At 46.2% G+C, this 24,770-nt stretch carries 15 protein-coding genes; 10 read left to right on the top strand and 5 right to left on the bottom strand.

What is annotated here, in order from left to right; translation table 11 throughout:
• Positions 1–30 precede the first annotated feature (30 nt).
• Positions 31–1,224 carry a M23 family metallopeptidase gene (locus NQ544_RS13770; protein ID WP_040553592.1) on the top strand — a complete coding sequence of 398 codons (1,194 nt, stop codon included), beginning with the start codon at positions 31–33 and terminating at the stop codon, positions 1,222–1,224.
• A 176-nt stretch (positions 1,225–1,400) separates the two neighbouring features.
• Here NQ544_RS13770 and NQ544_RS13775 read toward each other — a convergent pair whose 3' ends face one another.
• Positions 1,401–1,601, bottom strand: coding sequence for a hypothetical protein (locus NQ544_RS13775; RefSeq protein ID WP_006848784.1), 201 nt, complete (start codon positions 1,599–1,601; stop codon positions 1,401–1,403).
• A gap of 21 nt (positions 1,602–1,622) precedes the next feature.
• Positions 1,623–2,807 (bottom strand): phosphoribosylaminoimidazolecarboxamide formyltransferase, encoded by a 1,185-nt coding sequence (locus tag NQ544_RS13780; protein WP_006848783.1) that lies wholly within the window; start codon positions 2,805–2,807, stop codon positions 1,623–1,625.
• Positions 2,808–3,019: 212 nt separating this feature from the next.
• On the opposite strand from NQ544_RS13780, the gene NQ544_RS13785 reads away from it, so the two are divergent.
• A complete protein-coding gene (locus NQ544_RS13785; RefSeq protein WP_006848782.1) occupies positions 3,020–3,244 on the top strand; it encodes a hypothetical protein in 225 nt (74 codons plus the stop codon).
• A gap of 152 nt (positions 3,245–3,396) precedes the next feature.
• Here NQ544_RS13785 and rplS read toward each other — a convergent pair whose 3' ends face one another.
• A complete protein-coding gene (gene rplS, locus NQ544_RS13790; RefSeq protein WP_006848781.1) occupies positions 3,397–3,762 on the bottom strand; it encodes a 50S ribosomal protein L19 in 366 nt (121 codons plus the stop codon).
• Between the two features lie 268 nt (positions 3,763–4,030).
• On the opposite strand from rplS, the gene NQ544_RS13795 reads away from it, so the two are divergent.
• Positions 4,031–4,807, top strand: a complete 777-nt coding sequence (locus tag NQ544_RS13795; protein ID WP_040553590.1) for a 5'-nucleotidase C-terminal domain-containing protein — start codon at positions 4,031–4,033, stop codon at positions 4,805–4,807.
• Positions 4,808–4,885: 78 nt separating this feature from the next.
• Positions 4,886–5,719, top strand: coding sequence for a bifunctional metallophosphatase/5'-nucleotidase (locus tag NQ544_RS13800; protein WP_228023749.1), 834 nt, complete (start codon positions 4,886–4,888; stop codon positions 5,717–5,719).
• A gap of 88 nt (positions 5,720–5,807) precedes the next feature.
• Here NQ544_RS13800 and NQ544_RS13805 read toward each other — a convergent pair whose 3' ends face one another.
• Positions 5,808–7,478 (bottom strand): glycoside hydrolase family 43 protein, encoded by a 1,671-nt coding sequence (locus tag NQ544_RS13805; RefSeq protein ID WP_006848777.1) that lies wholly within the window; start codon positions 7,476–7,478, stop codon positions 5,808–5,810.
• A gap of 207 nt (positions 7,479–7,685) precedes the next feature.
• The gene (locus tag NQ544_RS13810) at positions 7,686–11,792 is read right to left on the bottom strand and encodes a hybrid sensor histidine kinase/response regulator transcription factor (RefSeq protein ID WP_050758652.1); all 4,107 of its coding nucleotides are present in this window, start codon (positions 11,790–11,792) and stop codon (positions 7,686–7,688) included.
• A gap of 492 nt (positions 11,793–12,284) precedes the next feature.
• Here NQ544_RS13810 and NQ544_RS13815 point away from each other — a divergent pair, with 492 nt between their 5' ends.
• The 6 genes from NQ544_RS13815 (at position 12,285) to NQ544_RS13840 (ending at position 24,745) form a co-directional block, all read left to right on the top strand.
• Positions 12,285–13,664 (top strand): cellulase family glycosylhydrolase, encoded by a 1,380-nt coding sequence (locus NQ544_RS13815; protein WP_167529946.1) that lies wholly within the window; start codon positions 12,285–12,287, stop codon positions 13,662–13,664.
• A gap of 141 nt (positions 13,665–13,805) precedes the next feature.
• The gene (locus NQ544_RS13820; RefSeq protein WP_050758650.1) at positions 13,806–16,931 is read left to right on the top strand and encodes a SusC/RagA family TonB-linked outer membrane protein; all 3,126 of its coding nucleotides are present in this window, start codon (positions 13,806–13,808) and stop codon (positions 16,929–16,931) included.
• A gap of 19 nt (positions 16,932–16,950) precedes the next feature.
• Positions 16,951–18,915 carry a RagB/SusD family nutrient uptake outer membrane protein gene (locus NQ544_RS13825; protein WP_040553587.1) on the top strand — a complete coding sequence of 655 codons (1,965 nt, stop codon included), beginning with the start codon at positions 16,951–16,953 and terminating at the stop codon, positions 18,913–18,915.
• A gap of 39 nt (positions 18,916–18,954) precedes the next feature.
• The gene (locus NQ544_RS13830) at positions 18,955–21,822 is read left to right on the top strand and encodes a SusC/RagA family TonB-linked outer membrane protein (protein ID WP_040553585.1); all 2,868 of its coding nucleotides are present in this window, start codon (positions 18,955–18,957) and stop codon (positions 21,820–21,822) included.
• A gap of 22 nt (positions 21,823–21,844) precedes the next feature.
• Positions 21,845–23,650 carry a RagB/SusD family nutrient uptake outer membrane protein gene (locus NQ544_RS13835; RefSeq protein ID WP_040553621.1) on the top strand — a complete coding sequence of 602 codons (1,806 nt, stop codon included), beginning with the start codon at positions 21,845–21,847 and terminating at the stop codon, positions 23,648–23,650.
• A gap of 21 nt (positions 23,651–23,671) precedes the next feature.
• A complete protein-coding gene (locus NQ544_RS13840; RefSeq protein WP_040553619.1) occupies positions 23,672–24,745 on the top strand; it encodes a DUF5627 domain-containing protein in 1,074 nt (357 codons plus the stop codon).
• Positions 24,746–24,770 lie beyond the last annotated feature (25 nt).

Here is a 24,770-nt window from a genome sequence, read left to right on the forward strand (position 1 = left end):
TAGCAGGTAAGTATCAGATTAATGAAAAGAATGAAAAAAGGATTGCGGCTATTGGCTGTGGCAGGACTCATGGTGTTCTCGCTGAGCAGCTTTATGCCCGCTAAAAATGTATTCACGGCAGCCGAACAGCAGCAGGTGAGTATTGCAACACCCGGTCTCTTTGCCCAGAGTCAGGCTTTTAATGTAGACTTTGAGATATTCCGTGCTAAGGAATATTCCTTCCCGCTTCCTGTGGGCAAAGCAACCCTTCTGAACAATCATGTGTTGCGTATCTCTACCTCTAAAGGCGATGCTGTCAAGGCGATGCTCGAAGGTTATGTGCGACTTTCCAGAAAGTCGGAATCAATGGGTAATGTCATCGTGGTGCGCCACGATTGCGGTCTGGAAACCGTTTATGCCAACAATGCCGAGAACCTGGTTAAGGTAGGACAGCATGTGGATGCCGGACAGACGATTGCCATTGTAGGCTCTAAGGAGGGTGAAACTTATTGCGACTTCTCTATCATGGTGAATGGCGGTAGGTTGAATCCGGAAACTTTCATAGAGTTGAAATCGCATAAGTTGCGCCGCCAGACCGTGCAGTTCCGCAAGCATGGTGCCCGTGTCATCGCTTCGGTTATCGGTGGCAAGGATTCTTCTGTAGGAAGAAATGCTGAGGCTGACAAGGAGGCATCTGGCAAGAAAAAGGGTAGAATAGGAGATGGAATGACGCTCGATCCTGATGAGGTTTATGATCCGTTTACCATTACCAATACTTTCGAGCTTGATTTGGAGAAGATAGAAAAGACAGCATGGGCTTATCCTTTGCCGGGTGCCAAGGTAATCAGTCCTTATGGTGGCAAGCGCCGCCATTCGGGTGTGGATCTCAAGACGCGCCCGAATGATGAGATTGTGGCTGCCTTTGACGGTACGGTTGTTGCATCAGGACCCTACTATGGTTACGGCAACTGCATCCGTATCAAGCATGCTTATGGTTTCGAGACGCTCTACAGCCATCAGAGTAGGAACAAGGTGAAGAAAGGCGATAAGGTAAAGGCTGGTCAGGTAATCGGTTTGACGGGCCGTACCGGTAGGGCAACCACAGAGCACCTCCATTTCGAGGTTAGCTTTGATGGTAGACGACTGGACCCAGCCATCATTTATGACCACGGCAAGCATCAATTGAAGCCTGTAGCCCTCCATCTAACGAAGGGCAAGGGCGTTAAGAGTGTAAAGAAGCAGTAACTAAGAAGAACAGCCCACTGGCAATACGCTTGCTAGTGGGCTGTCTTACTGATACCAGTATCCTGTCTTTCGCTTGCCAGCACTCTATTCATGTTTTCCATTATCAGAAAACAGTTCGCCCGTGCGCTGTTATCATACAGCACTCGGGCGAAACATATATTTATGATAGAGAAGTATTATTTCTTCTTCTGGGATTTACGATTGGCTCTCTGCTGGCGATACTTTGCCTTCTGACGGGCAGAGCCACTACCGTGAGCACCCGTTATGTACTTTTTCTTCTTGGCTTTGGTCTTCACCTTGTCGTCGTCATCCTTCTTAGGACCACCGCCGCCTTTGAAGACCATACCGCCCATGATAATATCGTCAATGTCACTCATATACCTTAATTATATAATAAATTAGTGATGGAAGAGGCGAACGTGAGTAAACGCCATGGCGATGCCGTACTTGTCGCAGGTATCAATAACATTATCGTCACGGATACTACCGCCTGCTTCTGCTATGTATTCAACACCACTCTTGTGAGCACGCTCAATATTGTCGCCGAATGGGAAGAAAGCATCACTACCTACAGATACACCCTTGTTCTGGGCAATCCAAGCCTTCTTCTCCTCGCGGGTCAATGGCTCAGGCTTCTCCGTAAAGAACTGCTCCCAAACGCCGTCCTGCAATACATCCTCCCACTCATCAGAGATATAGACATTGATGGTATTGTCGCGGTCGGCACGACGGATCTTCTCCTTGAAAGGCAGGTTCATCACCTTAGGACACTGGCGCAACCACCACTCATCAGCCTTAGAACCAGCCAGACGGGTACAGTGGATACGGCTCTGCTGACCGGCACCGATACCGATAGCCTGACCATCCTTTACGTAGCATACAGAGTTACTCTGAGTATACTTCAGGGTGATGAGCGAGATAATCAGATCGCGCTTAGCCTCAGGAGTGAAAGTCTTGTTCTTGGTAGGAACATCCTCGAAGAGAGCAGGATCATCAAGCTTCACCTCGTTGCGTCCCTGTTCGAAGGTAACACCGAACACCTGCTTGCGCTCGATAGGAGCTGGCACATAGTCAGGATCAATCTTGATAACGCAGTAGGTACCCTTGCGCTTTTCCTTCAGAACCTCGATAGCCTCAGGAGTATAGCCAGGAGCAATGACACCATCGCTCACCTCACGCTTGATGAGGAGGGCTGTAGCCTCGTCGCATACATCGCTCAGCGCAACAAAGTCGCCATAAGAGCACATGCGGTCAGCGCCACGGGCACGAGCATAGGCACAAGCCAATGGAGAGAGCTCAAACTTGACATCATCAACGAAGTAAATCTTCTTCAATGTGTCGCTCAGAGGCAAGCCGATAGCTGCACCGGCAGGAGAAACGTGTTTGAAACTAGCGGCAGCAGGCATTCCTGTAGCAGCCTTGAGCTCCTTGACCAATTGCCAGGAATTGAAGGCATCCAGGAAGTTGATGTAGCCAGGACGGCCGTTGATCACTTCGATAGGAAGCTCCCTTCCGTCATCCATATAGATGCGAGAAGGTTTCTGATTTGGATTACATCCGTACTTAAGTGCTAATTCTTTCATCTTCTAAGAAATGTATTTTGGAATTTGGCGCAAAGTTACAAAAAATGATTGAGATATTGGACTTCTGTTTCGTAAAAAGCCCTAAAAAACAGCATTTTTATGATATAAAGCATTTTTTTTACCTCAAAACATAAAAAAGTCGGGAAAAATGTACTCTGTTTCATTCTTTTTCAGTACTTTTGCTCCCAGTTAGTAAATATGAGAGGATTGTTATGAAACAGGATTTGAAAGTCCTTGCTGAACACATAGAAAAGAAGGTTGGCAAGGCACATGTTTTCTACAAAATGTGGGATGTTTTGAAAGGGAAGGAGAAGCCTTCCCGCCAGACTTTGGACAAGCTGGCGCTGCTTGCCGGATTCCAGAGTTGGGATGATTTCCAAGGTGCTTTACACGGCACGGAGGATGGGCTCGTGAATTATGATGCGGGCGAAAAATAAAAGAATGGAGCATGGTTGGTTTAGTAGGCTGCCATGATTAATTTAATGGTAAAGATAGTTGTTTTTCGGTTAAGATTATTAACATAAAAAGGGAACCCGGTCGTGAGACTAGATTCCCTTTATTTTTTTCTGATTAGGTCTCCTAAGAAAAATTATTCTTCACCCTTAGCTACAGTCTTCTTCTCAGCGATACGAGCCTTCTTACCAGTAAGCTTACGCAAGTAATACAACTTAGCGCGACGAACCTTACCACGCTTGTTCACCTCGATAGAATCGATAGCTGGTGACTCGATAGGGAAGATACGCTCAACACCTACAGTACCAGACATCTTGCGAACTGTGAAACGCTTCTTGTCACCATGACCAGAGATCTTGATAACAACACCACGATAGAGCTGGATACGCTCCTTAGTACCCTCGACGATTTTGTAAGCGACTGTGATAGTATCACCTGCCTTGAACTCAGGGAACTTCTTGCCGGTTGCAAATGCTTCTTCAGCAACTTTAATCAAATCCATTTTTTGTATAAAATTAAAAATTGTTTGTCGTTCCAACGCAACATGGACTTGGACAACACTTCTGCCCAGACAACAGCGGTTACGCCGAAAAGCGGGTGCAAAGTTACTACTTTTTCTTGTATCTCGCAAATTTTCAGACACTTTCTTTCTTTTTTCTCGCAGATTTAACTATTTTTCTTTCTGGTCAGCGTCTTTTCCCACAGATTTCACGGATTTCACAGATTTATTTTGTATTTTTGCACTCCAAAACATTAAGATAACAATAAATATGAAGAAAAAGAATGGTATGAAGGTGGCACTTGCATCAACGGTCATGCTGCTGATGGCAAGTCCGGCTTTCGCCCAAAAATACAAGGTGGCAAAGGTGGAGAGAACCCGGATATTGGTTGATCAGAAATGGGATGCACAGCCTGATGCTGAGGCTGCCAGGTTTATCGCTCCTTATAAGAGTAAGGTAGACAGTATCATGGGTCCTGTTGTAGGTCATATTGCTCATGATATGACCTGTCACCGTCCGGAGAGTGAACTCAGTAACTTGCTCTGTGACATCCTTGTATGGGGTGGCAAGCAGTTTGAAGAACAGCCTGTTTTCGCTGTTTACAATATGGGTGGCATCCGTTCTAATCTTGCCAAGGGTAAGGTTACTGTAGGCGATGTGAACGATATGGCTCCTTTCGAGAACAAAATCTGTTTCCTGACCCTGAAGGGCGATAAGGTTCTGGAGCTTTTCCAGCAGATAGCTCATCGTGGCGGCGAAGGCTTGAGCCATGCTGTAAGAATGGTTATCACCAAGGATGGCAAGCTGAAGAGCGTTACACTGAACGGTGAACCAGTTGTTCCGGAGAAGAGTTACCGCGTTGCAACCCTCGATTATCTTGCCGAAGGTAATGACCAGCTCGTTGCCTTCAAGAGCGGAACCGATGTCTTTGCTCCTAAGCAGATAGAGAACAATGTGCGCTACATCATCATGAATTATTTCCGTGAGATGCAGGCACAGGGCAAGATGGTGGAATCTAAGATTGAAGGCCGCTGCGTGGTAGAATAGTTGATAGTTAATAGTTTATAGTTGATCATTCTGATGAAACATACATTATTATATATAGGTCTGGTTCTGGCATCCTTCATGATGCAGCCGGCAGCCGTTCAGGCTAAAACTAGGAAAGAGGCAAAGGTGGTAAAGCAACTCGTAGTGCTCCATACCAACGATACGCATTCATGCGTGATGCCCATCAATCCGAATCTCGCAGATACTGCAACAGCCAACCGTGGCGGTTTCCTCCGTAGGGTAGCGATAATCAGTCAGGAACGTAAGGCGAATCCCGACTTGCTGCTCTTTGACAGTGGCGATTTCTCACAGGGTTCACCTTATTATTCTCTCTTCAAGGGAGATGTGGAAGTAGGACTGATGAACGAGATGAAATATGATGCTGCTACCATCGGAAACCATGAGTTCGATTTCGGCATCGACAACATGGTGCGCATCTTCAAGATGGCGAAGTTTCCTATCGTCTGCTCCAACTATGATTTCACCGGTACCGAACTGGCAAATGTCGTAAAGCCTTATACCATTATCAAGCGCAAGGGACTGAAGATTGGCGTTTTCGGCTTGTGTCCGGAACTTGCCGGCTTGGTAACCGAAGCCAACTATGGCTGCATCAAGTATCTCGATCCTATCGCCAAGGCAAATGAAATGACAGAGATATTGAAGAAGAAAGAGAAGTGTGATGTCATCATCTGTATCTCCCACCTGGGCTGGAAGATAGATGGCATTGACGATTCCGAGGTAGCCCCAGCCACCCGCGACATCGACCTGATACTGGGCGGTCATAGCCATACCTACTTCAAGCAGTTGGAGTATCTGAACAATCTCGATGGCAAACCGGTGCCAATCGACCAGAACGGCAAGAGCGCCATCTGGGTAGGAAAAATGACATTGGATATTGTGAAGAATAAATAAAAGAAGAAGGTTGATACCAGGCAAAACGCGAGGTATCAACCTTTTCTTTAATTATCTATTCCTAAAATGTTCATCTTTGCTCAAATCCTTATTCCTTGTTGGAAGAAGCATAGAGACCGATGCAGGCACCGAGGAAGCCACCGCTCTTCTGGGTGCTCAGGTTAGAGGCATCTACACCCTTGGCAAGAAGCTGCCAGCTGCCGCCTTCTTCAGCATAATAGAAATCATAATATCTGTCATGACCTTCTACCTTCAGCTTCAGCTTACCTCCCTTGATAGGAGCAGAGGCGATAGTAACATTGTTCTTCTCGGCACGGGTCAGGGTAATCATCAGCTTGCCATTCTTCATGGTCTTACCCAATACGAAGTTGTGGTCTTCCTTCTGGAGAAGTGCCAAGCCTGCGATATCCTTGTCGTTGCGAGGAGTAAAGTTGATTTCTGTCTCAGCTGTGAAGGTGCCGTGCTGCTGACGTGCCCAGATGGCAGACATCGGTTCACGCTTGTAGATATTGCCTGGCAGGAGATTGAACTTCAATTTGCCGTTTTCTACCTTGTAACAGTCAACGAAGTCGCGGAGGAACATCCAGCGTGGATTCAACTCTTTCAGACCCGCCTTATTGTTATCTGCTTCGAAGTTATCCACATAAGAGAAGTTGCCTGAGAACTCATTCTTTGCGGCAGGCTTCAAACCAGCCTTCTCTCCAACGGTAGAGATAGGAGTATTCTTGGCAAGAATCTCTGGCCATCCATTCTTCCAGGTTACAGGCAGGAGATAAGTATCGCGACCTGTATTGTACATATCTTCTTCGTATGGACGGCAAGCCAGGAATACAGCCCACCAGTTACCCTTGCCATCTTCTACGATGTCGGCATGACCGGCACTTGATACTGGGTCCTTGCGGTTAGGGTCGAGACCGGTTCGCTGGGTAAGAATAGGGTTGTTAGGGCATTCCTCCCATGGTCCCATCGGATTCTTGGCACGCAGGATAACCTCGCTGTGCCATCCGCCTGTACCACCTTCTGCACACATCAGATAATAGAACTTGCCCTTCTTGAAGAGGTGAGGACCCTCAATCCAGATAGGACGCGCCTCTACATGGGTTCCGCCACGCAGAATCTCCTTGAAGTCTCCCTTGATGCTGTCGCCCTTCACGTCGAATTCGAAGCAGCGGATAGCACGCTGACCCTCATAGTCGGCACCGCCAACTACCGGACCGTTATGCACGATATATCCCTTTCCGTTGTCATCGAAGAAGAAGCTAGGGTCGATGCCGTCAATCTTCTTCAGATAGATAGGCTCGCTCCAGCCTTTGGAAGGATCTTTTGATTTCACAAAGAAGTTGCCGGCTCCCACATTGGTGGTAATCATATAGAAGGTCTTGTTCTTCTTGTTATAGCTGATGGCTGGTGCGAAGATACCGGCTGATACCTGCTGGCCCTTCAATGGAACCTGTGATGTGCGGTCGAGGACATGACCGGCAGGCTGCCAGTTGACCAGGTCTTTACTGGTTGAGAGAGGCACACCTGGGAAGAAGGTAAACGAAGAGTTTACCAGATAGTAGGTGTCGCCTACGCGACAGAGTGATGGGTCTGGATAGAAACCAGCCAGTACCGGGTTGTAATACTGGTGAGTCTTGTCGATTTCAACATTGAAGCGAGCGTCATTGCCCGCATACTTGAAATAGTCAAACTCAGCTGTCTGCGCCTGTGCAGCGGCTGCAAGCGTCAGGGAAAGCGATAAGATTGCAATTTTCTTCATTTTATTATTGGGTTTAAAATTACAGAATGAGTATCTGAACTCATGGCTGAAACATGTATTCAGAATTCTGCTGCAAAGTTACCGCTTTCCTTTTAAATATACCCCCACAGAATGTTACCAACACTTTGCGAGGCGTATCATAAACATCTCTATTTGTAACAAATACTTTATTTTGGGAAACATCTGGCCTTTTCTGCAGTGAAAAGGCTAGATTTTCCGGTGTGCCTGCATATAATCGCGAGGCGAAGAGCCATAAAAGTTCTTGAACATGGTGCTGAAGCTGGCTGGGTTGGAGAAACCGCAGCTAAACATGATGTCTGATATCGTCTTGTTAGAGTGGCTCAGCAACTTTTCGGCATATTGCAGACGGGTATTGCGGATGAAGGCATGTGGTGTCTGGTTGGTCAGTTCCTTCATTCGGCGGTGCAGATGCACACGGCTCAGTCCTACTTCGCGGGCAATCATATCCACACTCAGGTCCTCATTACCGATGTTATCATTGATTACCTTCATCACCTGTTCCATCAGCTGGTCTTTTGGCGACAGGTCTTTTTCTATCGCAATCTGCCTGTCGCTCTGTCTCTCGTTGCCTATAAACTTGTTTTTCAAAGTACGGCGCACGTTGAGCAGGTTGATGATGGTGCGGCGCAGAATGTCCATATTGAACGGCTTCACCACATAGGCATCGGCACCCGACTGCAAACCGGTCAGCTGGTCTTCCTCTCTGCTCATCGCTGTGAGCAGAATCACCGGAATGTGGTTGGTGTTCACATTGTTCTTGATCTTGGTACAGAGCGTATTGCCGTCCATTTCTGGCATCATGATGTCTGAGATAACGAGGCTTGGCTTCTGCTTGATAATCTCCGGCAGCGCCTCCTTTCCGTTGCAGAAGGTAAGGATATTGTAGGTTTCCTGTAGTTGGGTCTTCAGGAAATTACGTATTGCCTCATCGTCTTCTACCACAGCGATGGTGCTCTTTGCCTTGCTCTTGAAATCTTCTTCGGCGTCATTGGCTGTATCGGCAGCATTCTCTTCGTTTCCTTCCTCCATGTTTTCTTCCAGTTCCTTGATGTCTTCAGCAGTCTGTGGCTCCGGTGCATCTATCATTTCTTCCGGTTTCAGATGCTCGTTGCCCAGAGGCAGCGTGATGAGAAACTGGCTTCCTTCCTTCCAGTCGGCTTCATCAAGTGTCTTGTTGTGGGCGGCTGTAATGGTTCCGTAGTGCAGTTCCACGAGCGAGCGTGTCAGGTCGAGACCGATTCCCGTACCTACATTCCGGTCATTAGAAGTAGTGGTACTCTGATAGAAGCGCTGGAAAATCGTTTCGAGCTTTTCCTCCTGAATGCCCTTGCCGCTGTCCTTGATGGCGATGCGGACATGATGAGGCGAGTGGGAGAGGGTGATACGGATTCTGCCGCCTGCAGGAGTAAACTTGAAGGCGTTTGACAGGACATTCATCAATACCTTGTCAAAGTTGTCGCGGTCTATCCATACCGGGAGAGTTTCGTCTTCGTGCTCAAAGGTGAATTGGATGCTCTTGGCTATCGCCTGCTGGCAGAAGAGTTTGTATTCATCGCCAATAAAGGCAACCATATCGGTTTCGCTCATGTGCATCACCATCTGTCCCTTGTCAATCTTTCTCAGGTCCATCATCTGGTTAATCAGGTGCAGGATTCGTTCCGAGTTCTTGCGCATCATATCGTAGATGCCCTGTCGGTGAGCGTCTTTATCTTCCTTAATCAGCGTGAACAGCGGAGTGAGGATAAGGGTCAATGGGGTACGGATTTCGTGGCTGATGTTCATGAAGAACTTCAGTTTTGCTTCGCCCATCTCTTCCGCATGGATATGCTGCTGCAATATGAGCTGGTCTTCCATCTTGCGTTTGCGGTGCTTGATATAGCGCAGACAGAGCCCCAGGAAGGCAAGCAGATAGCAGAGTCTTGCCCAGATGCTGGCGTACCAGGCTGGGTGAACGATGATGGAGAACTCCTTGACAGGGGTTTCGTATCCGTTGCAGATGGCCTTGACACGGAACTTGTAGGTACCTGCAGGCATGTGTGAGAATGACTGCTCGTTCATGCCAGACTGTATGGTTCGCCAATCCTCACCATTGATGCTGTAGGCGTAACTGATCTGCTCTACATTATTATATGTAAGAGTAGACAGTTGGATGGTGAAGGTGTTGTCTTCATGAGATAAGGAGAACTTGTCGCTGTTGTAGGCGGCTTTGTCGGTGATAGTATAGATGCCCGATTCCATATCCGGGTATACAGGTTGGTTGCCCAAAAAAAGTCCTGATATGGTAACTTTTGCCTGCCAAGGATGCTGTTTTACCTTGTCCGTATCAAACCAGTTGATACCGCCGGTTCCGCCCATCACCAGCATCTTTCCTCCCCAGAGCGTGCAGGCTGCTGCATCGCTGAACTCATTGCTCTGCAAGCCATTGTCTGAGTAGTACTTGTTGATGGTACCTTTTTCTGTATCTACCTGGTTTAAGCCACAGGTAGTTCCTATCCAGATTCTACCCTTGTAATCTTCTATGATGCTGGCTACGCTGTTGTCTGAAAGTCCAAGTTCTGTGTTATAGATCTTCGGATGAGCATATCCCTGCTTCGGATCATAGCAGATTGCGCCGTCTTCAGTGCCAAACCATACGCGGTTCTTGCTGTCAGTATAAACGCAATGAGAGAAACTGCCCTTGTTCAGACAGTTGACGCCACCGAAAGTGGAAGTCCAGCTGTTTTTTTGCCGGTCATAGCAAGCCAGACCCACAGAAGTGGCTACGAAAACCCGCTTACCATCTTTTGAGATGCTAAGTTTCACGAGGTAATCATTAGGAATACTGTTCTTTTTCAGGTTGTTGTCGGCACCATCTTGTTTTTTCCATTGCTTGATGCTTCCATCTGGAGAAAGGCGGAAAAGTCCTTTGCCCATGGTAGCAAACCATATATTGCCCTGCGGGTCTTCCTGGATATCGAAGATGCCCGCCTGGTTGCCAATGCCTAGGCTGAATGGATGGAAAGATCCCCCCGCATCTATAAATCCGATGCCGTTACTATAGGTTCCTACCCATGTTTTGCCCTTCTGGTCTTTGCAGAGTGCCAGTACCGTGGTGTTGCTTAATAAATGGTCGTTGATACTACCGGTTTTTATGTCAAAGAGGTAAAGACCATCCTTGTCGGTGCCCACCCAGACTTGATCGCCCTGGTTGGCACACAGACTTGTGATGCAGTTTTCACCTATCACGTTGCGGCTGTCCAAACGGTAGCCCATATAGTTGAAATCGCATTGAGCCTGCGACTGCATGAATACGCCCTTCTGGAGCATACTCACCCAGATGTTTCCCGTAAAATCTTCTATAATGCTGGTAATCTTGCTCTTGGCAATATTTACTTCATGGCAGAACAGAGGATTATTTTGCAAGAATCCTGTTACAGGATTATACACGAAGATACCCATACCATCGCAACCGATAAACAAGCGCTGGTCGCGGCTGATATAGATGTTGTCAATAGGAAGATTGCCTATGCCGGCTATCTTGGTGAAGATGGTTGAACCTGCCTTGAGTAGGTAAACACCATCATTCTTGGTAGCAAGATAAATGTTGCCCTTGTCGTCTTGCCTGATATCTTGTGTGTTAAGTTGCTCTGTTCCCATGATGCGTGAAACAAGCTTGCCGTTCTTTTCTTTCCGTAACAGCTTTCCGTTTTCCAGGATAATCCAGAGCCTTTCTTGTTTGTCTTCCAGAATCTTATGTATGTATTTCAGGTTCTCCACTTCTCCTTTCACGGTGTAACAGGCGTTTGCATCTATTTTCTTGGTCATGATGCCGTAACCGGAGGTAACGACAGCAATATCGCCATTGTGCAAACGGCTTACCTGGGTAACGTAAGTGTTTATAGGCTTATTTCTTGAATCGAGCATAGGTACGTTGCAGTACCTATTACCATTAAGTATAAGTAGCGACTTGTTTGTTCCCAGCACAATACGCCCCTTTTCATCCTGTGTTATGCAGTTGATATAGTTGCTGTTGAGCCCGTTACTGTTGCCGTAGGTTTTTTTGATGACCATAAAGTTATAGCCATCATAGATATTCAAGCCGTTACGGGTGGCAATCCAAATGAAACCATTTGAATCCTGGAACACCTGAGTGGCAAGGTTGCTCGAAAGCTGGTTGTCTGAATTGAAAAGTTTTCCTCGCTGCGCCATCATGTTCTGTGCAGTGAGACAGAAGATAAACATCAGTAAAAGACCGATGTATCTCATTGTTCTGAGGTTTGATTTCATGGAAATCATCATGATTCTTGGTTTCATTGTCTTTTGGCTTTTTTATATTCGTTTGCAAAAATACAAAATTTATGGGGAAAAAGTGCACGGAAATATATGTTTTTTATAGATTTGTGCTAAAAAGATGTTAAAATGTTACGTAGAGTAAAGATAATGTTACATGTGGTACGAGAGGAAAACTATTGGTTACTTATTATAAAGTATATATGATAGATTAGGAGTATCTTTGCATTGGTTTTTAAAGTTGTATATGTCGGAACATTTAGGTTAGTTAGGTTTATACATAATAGTTAGTAGAATAGGTTTAGAATTTCTAAAAGATTTTGATATTATGGTTTTTCTATAGAATCATGATTAATTGGTTTTCGGGAATGGTGCGTAGTGATTACGCGCCATTCTATTTGAAAAGACCAGCATCCTTTTCTGTAAACTGGAACCTGACAATCCTTCATAATATAATAAGTTGACTGACAATAAATGATAAATCTAAAAATAATTATAACAATGAACAGAAAGAAAATGTTAATATCACTCGCTATGGCTATGCTGTCAATGGCGGGACTGGCTGCCGATAATCTGCCGGCACTCCGTGTGCAGGGTAAGAACCTGGTGGATGCCAATGGTAAGATTGTTGTCTTGCATGGTGTAATGGATACGCCAAACCGCTACTTCAACGGCAATCGTTGGGGCAAGGGCGGATACAATGTCGACGAAATCGAACCTTGCCTCAATTATTTCGAGAAGATGTTTACCGCCATCACTGATAAGGAGCAGGGAGCTTATTGCACCGTCTTCCGTCTGCACATGGACCCATGCTGGACTAACTGGGGTGCGCCAGCAGGAACGGGTGAAAACAATATCCAGTATTTTAGTGATTATCGATACGAGACATTCTTGAGCAGACTTTATGTCAAGCTTGTGGAGAAAGCCTTGGCTCATGGACTATATGTAATCGTTCGCCCTCCTGGCGTTTGTCCAAAGGATATCAAGGTGGGAGATGCATATCAGGCATATCTTAAGAAGGTGTGGAATCTCTTCGCTTCCAATGCCACCATCCAGAAGAATGCAGGACAGGTGAGCATCGAGCTAGCCAATGAGCCTATTAATGTGTTGCTGGCAGATGGCTCTCAATCAGACAAGGCTCTCCATGATTTCTTCCAGCCTGTGGTAGATGAGATTCGTGCCACTGGCTTCAAGGGTATTATCTGGGTGCCAGGTTCTGGCTATCAGAGCCAGTACCAGGATTACGCCAAGTATCCTATCACCGATAGCGAGAACAACTTCTCTTATGCAGTACATGTTTATTCCGGATGGTATGGAAATATGACCGATAAGAATTGCAATCATGATACTTTCATTCGCAACTTCAAAAGTCAGGTGCCGATGGTAGAAACGAAACCTATCATGGTAACGGAGATAGACTGGAGTCCGGAAGATCCGGACAAGGCGAGCGAAGGTCACTACAATGAGTGGGGACAGTGGACACAACCTAACCTGGGAAGCTGGGCAACAGCATCTACCTCGAAATGGGGATTGGCATGGAAGGCAGTTCACGACCACTTTGGCAATATCGGTATGACCCTTACCCATCCGCAGGAATATTACGATATTGATGAGTACTTGAAGAGCGGAATTGTGCAGCCGGGTTTCCAGAATGCCAAGAAACACGGACTGTTCGAAGACTGTTGCGGCTATGCCTGTATGAACTGGTATAAAGAGTGGTATTTGAAACAAAATCCAACAGGAATTAAACAATTAGAAACCCAGGCAGACGTGGTTTCCACCTTATATTATAATATAGAAGGAAAAGAAGTTGAAAAGCCAACTGCTGGTGTTTATATAATAAAACAACTGTTAAGTAATGGAAAAATACGTTCTCGCAAGATTTTTCTAAAATGATAAACTTTCTGTTACACCACGCAAAGTATGTTTCGAAAGAAATCCATACCTTTGCCGCCGTGAATAAACAATTTAGTACACGCCTAAATTTTTAAAGCATAAATCAAAAATGAATAGAACATGATTGAACAAGTGTTAACAATGAAACGGACAGCAGCCTTATGCTTGGTCGGAGCTTTCTGCAGCCTGAATGCTCAGGCTCAGAAGATCCAGGTCAAGGGTAATCTTGTTGACGGTACAGGTGAGCCTCTGATAGGTGCCACTGTAAAAGTGAAAGGTAATGCCAGCGTCGGTACGGTCACCGACTTTGATGGTAATTTCAGTATCAGTGTTCCTTCAGAGAATTCTATCCTCGTATTTACATACGTAGGTATGAAGACCAAGGAAGTAAAGATTGGTACGAAGAGAGAGTTCAAACTTACTCTTGAAGACGACAACGCCATCGGCGAAGTTGTAGTTGTTGGTTATGGTCAGCAGAAGAAGGCTTCTGTCGTAGGTTCTATTGCGCAGACCACAGGTGAGGTGCTGGAACGTGCTGCCGGTGTCAGCGACATTGGTGCTGCCTTAACTGGTAACCTTCCTGGTGTGGTAACTGTTCAGGGCAATGGTATGCCTGGTGAGGAGGAGCCACAGATCATCATTCGTGGTGCTAGTTCTTGGAACAACAGCGACCCTCTCGTCCTAGTCGATGGTATCGAGCGTCCTATGAGTAGTGTAGACATTGGTTCTGTAGAGAGCATCTCTGTATTGAAGGATGCATCTGCCACTGCCGTTTATGGTGTGAAGGGTGCCAATGGTGTCATCTTGATTACTACCAAGCGCGGTAAGGAAGGCAAGGCTAAGATTGATGTGGGCTTCAATGCTACATTGAAGGCTCCTTCTAAGTTGCCTAACAAGTATGATTCATACGATGCCTTGATGTTCCGCAACAGGGCAGTGGAGCATGAGTTGGGTGTTTCTCCTGAATCTTGGTCTTACATCCGTCCTCAATCATTTATTGAGAACTATCGTAACCAGACTACGGATGAGCAGCGCGAGCGTTATGCTAACGTGGATTGGCAGGATGCCCTCTTCAAGAAGAGCGCCATGTCATATAATGCCAATGTCAATGTGAGCGGTGGTACAAGCTTCGTGAAGTATTTTGCTTCTGCCGATTTTGTACACGAGGGTGACCTCTTCCGTGAGTATGATAACGGACGTAACTATAACTCTGGCTATGGATACAATCGTATCAATGTGCGCAGTAACTTGGACTTCTCTATCACTAAAACTACTACATTAAAGGTAAATGTATCTGGTTCTAATGGTGTGCGCAAGGCTCCTTGGAGCAACATGAGCAATAGCGAGTGGCAGATAGGACAGCAGTGGGCTGGTGCTTATAACATCGCTCCAGATGTATTCTTGCCTCAGTATAGCGATGGCTCTTGGGGTTATTATCCAAATGCGTCTAACGTAAGTAACTCTGCTCAGAACCTCGCCATCGGTGGTACAGCGCAGGCTACTACTACTCGTATCAATACCGACTTTACCTTGGAGCAGAAACTCGACTTCATCACCAAGGGCTTGAACTTGCGTGGTACCGTTTCTTGGGACAACGTATTTGTTGAGACGAGCCGTGGTATCAATGACTTGAACAATACAGCTCAGACCAAGTATATTGATCCAGAGACTGGCAATATAACATATGGTCAGGTATATGAGTCAAACAATAAGTTCGACTGGAAACAGGGCGTTAACTGGAGTACTTCAGGTGGTTCGGTTGATAACAACCAGACTGTTCGCAATCTTTACTATCAGTTGCAGCTCAACTGGGCTCGCAAGTTCGGACAGCATGATGTTACAGCCATGGGCTTGTTCTCTCGTCAGGAGAATGCACGTGGTAGTGTGATGCCTACTTACCGTGAGGACTGGGCGTTCCGTGCTACTTATAGCTATGCTGGTCGTTACAACATCGAGTATAACGGTGCTTACAACGGATCAGAAAAGTTTAGCAAGGACAATCGCTTCGCCTTCTTCAATTCTGGAGCTATCGGTTGGACCATCACTGAGGAGAACTTCATGAAGAATCTTCGTGACAAGCACATCATTGATATGTTGAAGTTCCGTGCATCTTACGGTGAGATTGGTGATGATAACCTGGGCGATCCATTCGACTCTTCTCGTCGTTGGCTCTACATGAACCAGTGGGCATACGGAGGCAACACAGTGATGGATCTTGACCATACCAACAGTATCTACACATGGTATCGCCAGAATACATTGGGTAATAAAGATGTGAAGTGGGAGACTGTGAAGAAGACCAACTTCGGTGTCGACTATGGTTTCTTGGGTGGTTTGATTACCGGTTCGCTCGATTTCTTCTGCGACCGTCGTAACGACATTTTGATCTTTGGTGATAACCGCTCCATCCCATCTTACTTTGGTACTACAGCTCCTACTATCAATAAGGGTAAGGTTCGTACCAGTGGTTACGAGTTGGAGTTGAAGCTCAACAAGAAATTTGCCAATGGCATCCGCCTCTGGGGTAACATCAATATGACCCATGCCAAGAACAAGGTGCTCTTGAAGGATGACGCTCAGCTCACTCCTAACTATCAGAAGGAGGCAGGCTACTCTATGGGTCAGTATCACTCATACATTGATCGTGGCTTTATCAACGACATCGATGACTTGATAGGTTCTCCAGCTCATGAGTCTAACGACAACCACCGCTTGGTAGGCGATTACTACATCGTAGACTTCAACGGTGATGGTGTGGTAGATAGCAAGGACTCAGCTCCAGTAGGTTATAGCTCAAATCCTCAGAATACATACAATGCCACTATCGGTATCGAGTATAAGGGCTTCTCTGCTTTCGCTCAGTTCTATGGTGTAACCAATGTAACTCGTGACGTAACCTTGACAAGCTTTGGCAATAAGTTGGACAATGTTTATGACACTGGTACTTGGTGGGACAAGAATGAGTCTTCTCCAGAATCTATCATTCCTCGTTGGGGTGCTACCCAGTCTGATTACAGCAATGGTACTCAGTTCCTCTATGATGGTTCATACATCCGTCTGAAGAACGTAGAGATTGCTTATACTTGGACCAAGGGATGGATCAAGGCTCTCGGTATGAACTACCTCAAGGTATACTTGAATGGTAACAACCTCTGGCTTTGGACTCGTATGCCTGATGACCGTGAGGCTAACCTCGGTGGTGGCGGTTTCCTTGGAGCATATCCTACAGTACGCCGCTTCAACTTAGGTGTTAAATTCTCATTGTAATATTAAAATGAACATTCAAATGAAAAATAAGATAAAGAATTTTTTGTTGATGGGATGCGTCTCGCTGGCTCTCGGCACCTCGCTCAACTCTTGCCAGGACTATCTTGACAAGGAGGCAGATTCTACAGTCTCAGAAAATGACGCATTTGTAAACTTCCGTAACTTTCAGGGTTACGTAGAGGAGATTTACAACTGTATCCCTGATAAGGAAAAATGTAACTGGTGTCCTTCTTGGAACTGGGGTGATGATGAAATCTTCAACCCAGAGGCTGATAACCGTATGACACACCAGGTAGACTTGGGCAACTTCCGTGCTTGGCAGACCACTGGTAACTGGCTTTACAAGGATGGCAGCAACCCTACATCTACAGATAAGTTCAACCACTCACTTTGGCCACATGCTTGGTATTGCATTCGTAAGGCTAACCAGGGCTTGGCTAATCTCGATAAGTTGGTAGCTAGCAAGGCAGAGAAAGACCTCATTGCTGGTCAGCTTTACTTCTTCCGTGCATGGTGGCACACTGAGTTGATGCAGTACTTTGGTGGTTTGCCATACATTGATACCTATTTGGATCTCAATTCAGAGCTCAATTTGCCTCGTCTCTCTTATCAGGAGTGTGCAGAGAAGGCTGCTGCTGATTATCGCAAGGCTGCCGATCTGTTGCCTATCAACTGGGACAATGAGTATGATGGTGCTGCCACACAGGGCAAGAACGACCTTCGTATCAACAAGATCATGGCACTCGGTTATCTGGGCAAGACTTATCTCTGGGCTGCCAGCCCATTGATGAAGAATGGCGCACAGGCAGGAGCTAGCAAGAATGGTAAGACATACGACTATGATGAGGAGTTTGCCAAGAAGGCAGCTGAGGTCTTCGGTGAGTTGCTCACATTGGTTGAGGGGGGCCAGACACAGTATGGGTTGGCTGAGTTCAAATATAAGGACGTCTACAATCATGAGCGTTCTGCCGATGCTAACTCTTGCTTCTCTGATATCTTCTATACCAAGAAGCAGAACTGGAAAATGCCTGGGTCTATTGAGGCTATCTTCCGTGGTCCATCTGCAGACTTCAACGGCTCTAACTGGAATACCTCTAAGGTGTTTGGTCCTAAGGTTGACAAAGTGGTTGGACATGACAATGTGATTCACCAACCTACAGCTAACTTGATAGCTGCTTACGGTATGGCTAATGGTGAGCCCGCTTACATCGTAGAGAATGGCAAGTTGGTTCCTAACATAGCAGGTGGTTTCGATCCTACTCATCCATATAAGAACCGTGACCCACGCTTCTATCACGACATCGTGTTTGATGGCTTCAAGTATCTGAATGGTACTCCTGGTCAGTGGGCTAACTTGCAGTACTGCCAGTTGTATACAGGTGGCAATATGCGTCCAGTGGCTAATGGCAGCCGTACAGGTTACTTCATCCAGAAGTTGGTGCCTCATACATGTAATGAGGTGGATCGCGACTACGATTGGGGTTCAGCATTCCACTGTTACTTGCCATATATGCGTCTGGCTGACATCTATCTGATGTATGCTGAGGCTTGTGCTGCGTTTGGTGGTGCTTCTGGCAAGGCTACTAACTTTAGCAAGACTGCTGAGGATGCCATCAATACCCTTCGTGATCGTTGTGGCGCTGGTCATGTGGCTCCAGAGTATGTAGCTGATGCACATAAGTTCATGGACGAGGTTCGCCGTGAGCGTGAGGTGGAACTTGCTTTCGAGGGCTTCCGTTTCAACGACTTGCAGCGCTGGTTGCTCCTGACCGAGGCTCCTTACAATGTAAAGTACTCTGATGAGTTTGACCGTGTGGAGGGTGCCGATTTCTACAAGAATAATGACCCAGCTGATGCTAAGGTGGATAACTTCCGCCAGGAAGCGATCTTGACTCGTCACTTCACAGCCAAGCACTATTGGTTCCCATTGCCTATCAAGGATGTTTATCTCTATCAAGAGCTTAGTCAGAATCCTGGTTGGTAAAATAACATTATATAGTAATACTAAAATATGAATGATAGTATGAATTCAAAATTCAAATCATATAATTCAAAGTTCCTGTTGGCAGGTCTTGTGTCATTGGCTCCTATGGCTGCCGATGCCAAAACTGCTGCTGAGAACGAAACCGATACCGTTGCTGCCGACAAGGAGATGGTCAATGTGGCTTATCGCAAGGTAGCCAAGGGTGACATCTTGGGCGGCGTTTCGGTAGTCGATGTAGAGGGATTGATGAAGAAAAACTACCACACTTATAGCCTTGACAACATGCAGGGCTACGTGGGTGGTTGGAATGGCAACTCTCTCTGGGGTATGGATGCTGACAATGCAGGTTACTTGGTATTGGTAGATGGTGTGCCTCGTGAGGCAACCAACGTGATGCCTAGCGAGATTGACCAGATTACATTCCTCAAGGGTGCGCAAGCTGTAGTGCTCTATGGTAGCAAGGCAGCTAAGGGTGCTGTGCTCATCACTACCAAGCGTGGTCATAATGACGGCTTGAAGGTTGAGGTGCAGGCTAACGCTGGTCTCAATGTGGCTAAGTCATTCCCTGAGTATCTGAGCTCTGCTGAGTATATGACTCTCTACAACGAGGCTCGTGCCAATGACGGTTTGACTCCTCTCTACTCTGCTGAGGATATCTACAATCATGGCTTGGGCGCCAACCCATATCGTTATCCTAATCTCGATATGTACTCTTCTGACTATCTTCGCAAGATGAATAGTCGCTACGAGGCTACTGCTGAGATTAGTGGTGGTGGTAAGCGTGCTCACTTCTATAGCAACATCAACTATTATCGCCAGGGCGACTTCCTGAAGTTTGGTGAGGCTAAGAACAATAACACTCAGCGTTTCAGTGTACGTGGTAATGTAGATGTCAACATCACAGATGACATCAAGGCTTGGGTCAACTCCAATGCCACATTCTATGATTCACATTCTGCTATTGGTGATTATTGGAATGCAGCTGCTACTTGGCGTCCTAACTTCCCACAGAATGCTAGTCCATTGATCTCTACAGACATGATAGCTCCTAATGCCAAGGCTGCTTGGGACTTGATGAGTGTGGCTAAGCTGGTGGATGGCAAGTACTTCTTGGCTGGTACACAGGCTAACTCTTCTAACATCTTCGCAGATTACTATGCTGCTGGTAAGAGCAAGTATACTAGCCGCCAGTTCCAGTTTGATACAGGTGTTAACATCAATCTGCACAAGTTGTTGCAGGGCTTGTCTTTCGAGACTCGTTTCGCAGTAGACTATGCTACCTCTTACACCACATCTTTCAATAATAGCTATGCCATCTATATCCCAACATGGTCAAACATCGACGGCAAGGATATGATCGTAGCTTTGAAGAAGGAAGGTGAGGATAAGAAGTCTGGTGTACAGAACATCGCTAATAGTGTGGACAATCAGACCATGCTCTTCTCTGCTCAGTTCAATTACGCCAATACATTTAATAAGGTACATAACCTCTCTGCGATGTTGATTGCCTCTGGCTTCCAGCAGTCGAAGTCTGGACAGTATCATAAGAACTCAAGTGCTAATCTTGCCTTGGATGCATCTTATGATTACGCCAAGACTTATTATGCAGACTTCGGCTTGGCAGCTATCCACTCTGCACAGTTGGCTCCAGGTCATCGTGTAGGCTTCTCTCCTTCACTTTCATTGGGTTGGAGACTCAAGAACGAGAACTTCTTGAAGAACAGCAAGGTGGTAGACGATATGATGATCAGTGTATCTGGTAGCATCATCAACGAGGATATTGACTTGGCAGTAAATGACAACAGATACTATCTCTATGACACCAACTGGCAGACAGCTGATGGTTATGGATGGTATGATGGTTCTGCTGGCAAGTACACATTCTCTAAGCGTTCTGCCAACAAGGATCTCGACTTCATCAAGCGTAAGGAACTTTCTGTCAACTTCAAGACTTCCTTGTGGCAGCAGATGGTAACATTGGATGCTAGCTTCTTCGTTAACTCGATGGAGGGTTATCTGATTTCTACTCCAACGTTCTATCCTTCTCACTTTAAGCCAGGCTATCCTGATGCTTCATTCATGCCTGTGCTCAACTTTAACAATAATCGCCGCATCGGTTTCGACTTCGCAGCTAACTTCAATAAGAAGGTGGGTGATGTAGACTTGCAGCTCGGCGTAACAGGTACTTATTATAACACCAAGGCTACCAAGCGTGATGAGATGAACGCATGGGATTACCAAAACCGTGAGGGCAAGGCTCTCGATGGTATCTGGGGTTATAAGTTTGCTGGCTTCTTCCAGAGTGAGGAAGAAATCAAGAACTCTCCAGACCAGAGCCGCTTGGGTAGTGACGTGAAGCCTGGCGATATGAAGTATGTGGATGTAAACGGTGATGGCAAGATCGACTCTTACGACCAGGTGTTCCTGGGCAAGGGTGGTTGGTATGGCTCTCCATTCACATTGGGTGTAAACCTCACTGCTAAGTGGAACAACTTCACATTCTTCGCCCTCGGTACTGGCAACTTCGGTGCTTATGGCTTGAAGAACAATTCTTACTGGTGGGTAAAGGGTGACGGCAAGTACTCAGCTGTGGTTCGCAATCGCTGGACTGAGGCAACCAAGGAGACTGCTACTTATCCACGTCTTACCACACTCTCAGGTAGCAACAACTATCAGACATCAGACTTCTGGATGTACAGCACAGACGCTTTCCGCTTGGCTAAGGTACAGATTACATACGACCTGCCTAGCACGCTCTTCCAGAAGACTTGGCTTAAGGGCTTGTCTGCTTATGTAAGCGGTGCCAACTTGCTCACTATCTCTAAGAACCGTGAGGTATTGGAGATGAACATAGGTAGTGCTCCTCAGACACGCTATTATAATATAGGTGTGAAGGCTACATTCTAATCATTATTAAATGTATACAGAAATGAAAATTAATAAGTTATTTATATTAGCTGCATTGTCACTCTCGTTGGTGTCTTGCTCAGATCTCTTTGAGCCTGCACAGGAAAACAACCGTAGCTTGGACGAGATTTACGAAGAGCCTACTTATGCTCAGGGACTTCTCGGCTATGCTTATGCCGTGCTTCCTTATAATACCAAAAGTGTAACTGATGTGGCAACCGATGATGCTGTAAGCAATGATTTGTCTAACAGCTACCTGAAAATGGCTACTGGTTCTTGGGCTGCCAATAATGACCCTATGAGCAAGTGGACTAGCTGTCGTGCTAGCATCCAGTACTTGAACATCTTCCTTCAGGAAGTGGACAAGGTAGACTGGGCTAAGGACAAGGGTGCGCAGCAGATGTTCTGTGAGAGCCGTAAGGGTGAGGCTTATGCCTTGAGAGCTCTCAATATGTATTATCTCTTGATGAACCATGGTGGTTGGACTGAGGATGGTCAGCTCCTGGGTGTGCCAAACTTGACAAAGCCAGAGGATACTTCTTCTGATTTCAATCAGCCACGTGCCACATTCCAAGCTTGCTTGGATCAAATCTATAGCGACTTGGACCAGGCTGAGCAGTTGCTGCCTTTGGACTACAATGATTTGACTAAGTCAGATCCTGTGCCAGAAAAATACACTGCTATGGGTGTGAACAACTATCAGGACTATAACCGTGTATTGGGTTCTCTGATGCGTGGTCGTGTGAGCGGTCGTATCGCCAAGGCTATCCGTGCACAGGTTTCTCTCCTTGCTGCCAGCCCTGCTTTTAATAAGGGTACCAATGTGGATTATAAGCGTGCTGCTGATGATGCAGCCAGCTTGCTCGATTTGATAGGTGGCGTAAGCGGCTTGTCTGAAACAGGTAATTCTTGGTATGCTCAGACTAATGAGATTAATAATTTGCAGTCTGGTGCATGCCCTAAGGAGATTATCTGGCGTGGTAATAAGACTAATGGTGCAGATGATTGGGACCTCGGTTTGAACCAGGAGGCTGATAACTTCCCTCCATCTCTCTATGGTAAGGGACGTATCAATCCTACCCAGAATTTGGTAGATGCTTTCCCTGCTGCCAATGGTTATCCTATCACAGATGAGCGCAGTGAGTATGATGACTTGGATCCTTATAGTAATCGTGATCCACGCTTGAATCTCTACATTATCTATAATGGCAGCAAGTATAAGGGTGCAACCATCAATACCGACATCACCACTGCCAACAATGACAATGGACTGAATAAGATTGGTAACTCTACACGTACTGGTTACTATATGAAGAAGCTTCTTCGTGAGGATTGTAATCCTAATCCAAATGCCAAGAACGCACAGTATCACTATCCTGTGTATATCCGCTATACCGAGATCTTCTTGGATTATGCTGAGGCTGCCAATGAGGCTTGGGGACCTAAGGGCAATGGCACACATGCTTATTCTGCATACGATGTGATCAAGGCTATCCGTCATCGTGCAGGCATCACAGATGATTCTTATCTTGATGAGTGCGCTAACGACCAGGTTAAGATGCGTGAGTTGATTCGCAATGAGCGTCGTATTGAGCTCTGCTTCGAGAACAAGCGCTTCAATGACCTCCGCCGCTGGAAGGCTCCTATCAATGAGGCTGTTCATGGCGTGGAGATTTCTACAGAGGCTGGTATTCCACAGTTCAAGGATATCACAGTAGAGGAAAGAAAATACGACGACTATATGTATTACGGTCCTGTGCCACAGACTGAAATCCTCAAGTGGGATCAGCTGAAGCAGAATGCAGGATGGAAAATTACAAACGACTAACATTTTATAATGATGAAAACTATGAAGATGAATAAATATTTCTCAATGGCTGCACTCGGAGCTTTGGCTCTGACTTTCGGCTCTTGTGAGAACGGCACGCCTGAGTTTGACGACTACGAGGGTGGCACATCAGTCTACTTCGCCCGCCAAAACGTGGAGCGTATATTGGTGTTGGGCAATGACGAGACTCGTGACAATACCAAGGACAACGAGCATATTTTCAACATCGTGTCTACCATGGGTGGTGCTTACAATGGTAAGGACATCACACTGGATGTGGCTGTAGATAATTCGCTTTGTGACAACCTCTATTTCTCTGATGGCGTATCTCCTGTAAAGCCTATGCCTGCAGAGTATTACACCTTGGCAGGTAACACCATCTCTTATGGTGGCAACTTGCAGGGAAGATTACAGGTGAAGCTCAACGATGCTTTCTTCGCTGATCCTGCCTCTGTAAAGAATACTTATGTCATCCCTCTGATCATCAAAGATCAGAAGGGTGCTGGCAAGATCTTGACGGGTACTCCTTTCCAGGAGGGTGAAACTCCTGCGCTGACCAATAGCGATGCGTGGAAGATATTGCCTCAGAACTATGTGCTCTATTGTGTGAAATACATGAACCCTTGGGCTGGATTCTATCTGCGCCGTGGTACAGATAAGATTACTGAGAATGGTCAGACCACAGAAGAGAAGCGTGAGGGTGCAACTATTGAGAAGGACGAGGTTTGCCAGATTACTACCAAGAGCCTTACAGAGGCTATCTATCCTCTCACAGTCAAGAGAGTTGTGGGCAAGGATGCTGAGGGTAAGGATATCCTCAAGTCTTATACTTGCAACTTGAAGCTTACCTTTGCTAACGATGGTACTTGCACTGTTTCTTCCGAGACAGAGGGCGTAACTGCTACAGGTACAGGTAAGTTTGTGGAGAAGGGCGCTAAGCTGGCTTGGGGCAACAAGGATCGTGACATCCTGACTCTCCAGTATACCGTAGACTTCGGTGCTGTCAAGGTAGAGACAACCGACCAGTTTGTAGCTCAAACTCGTGGTAATACCAATGGTATAGTAACTTTCGATACTCAGTATATCGTAAAGTAAGCTGCGGTAATTATCAATTAAGTAT

The sequence above is a fragment of the Segatella copri DSM 18205 genome, from assembly GCF_025151535.1.
Classification (GTDB): domain Bacteria; phylum Bacteroidota; class Bacteroidia; order Bacteroidales; family Bacteroidaceae; genus Prevotella; species Prevotella copri.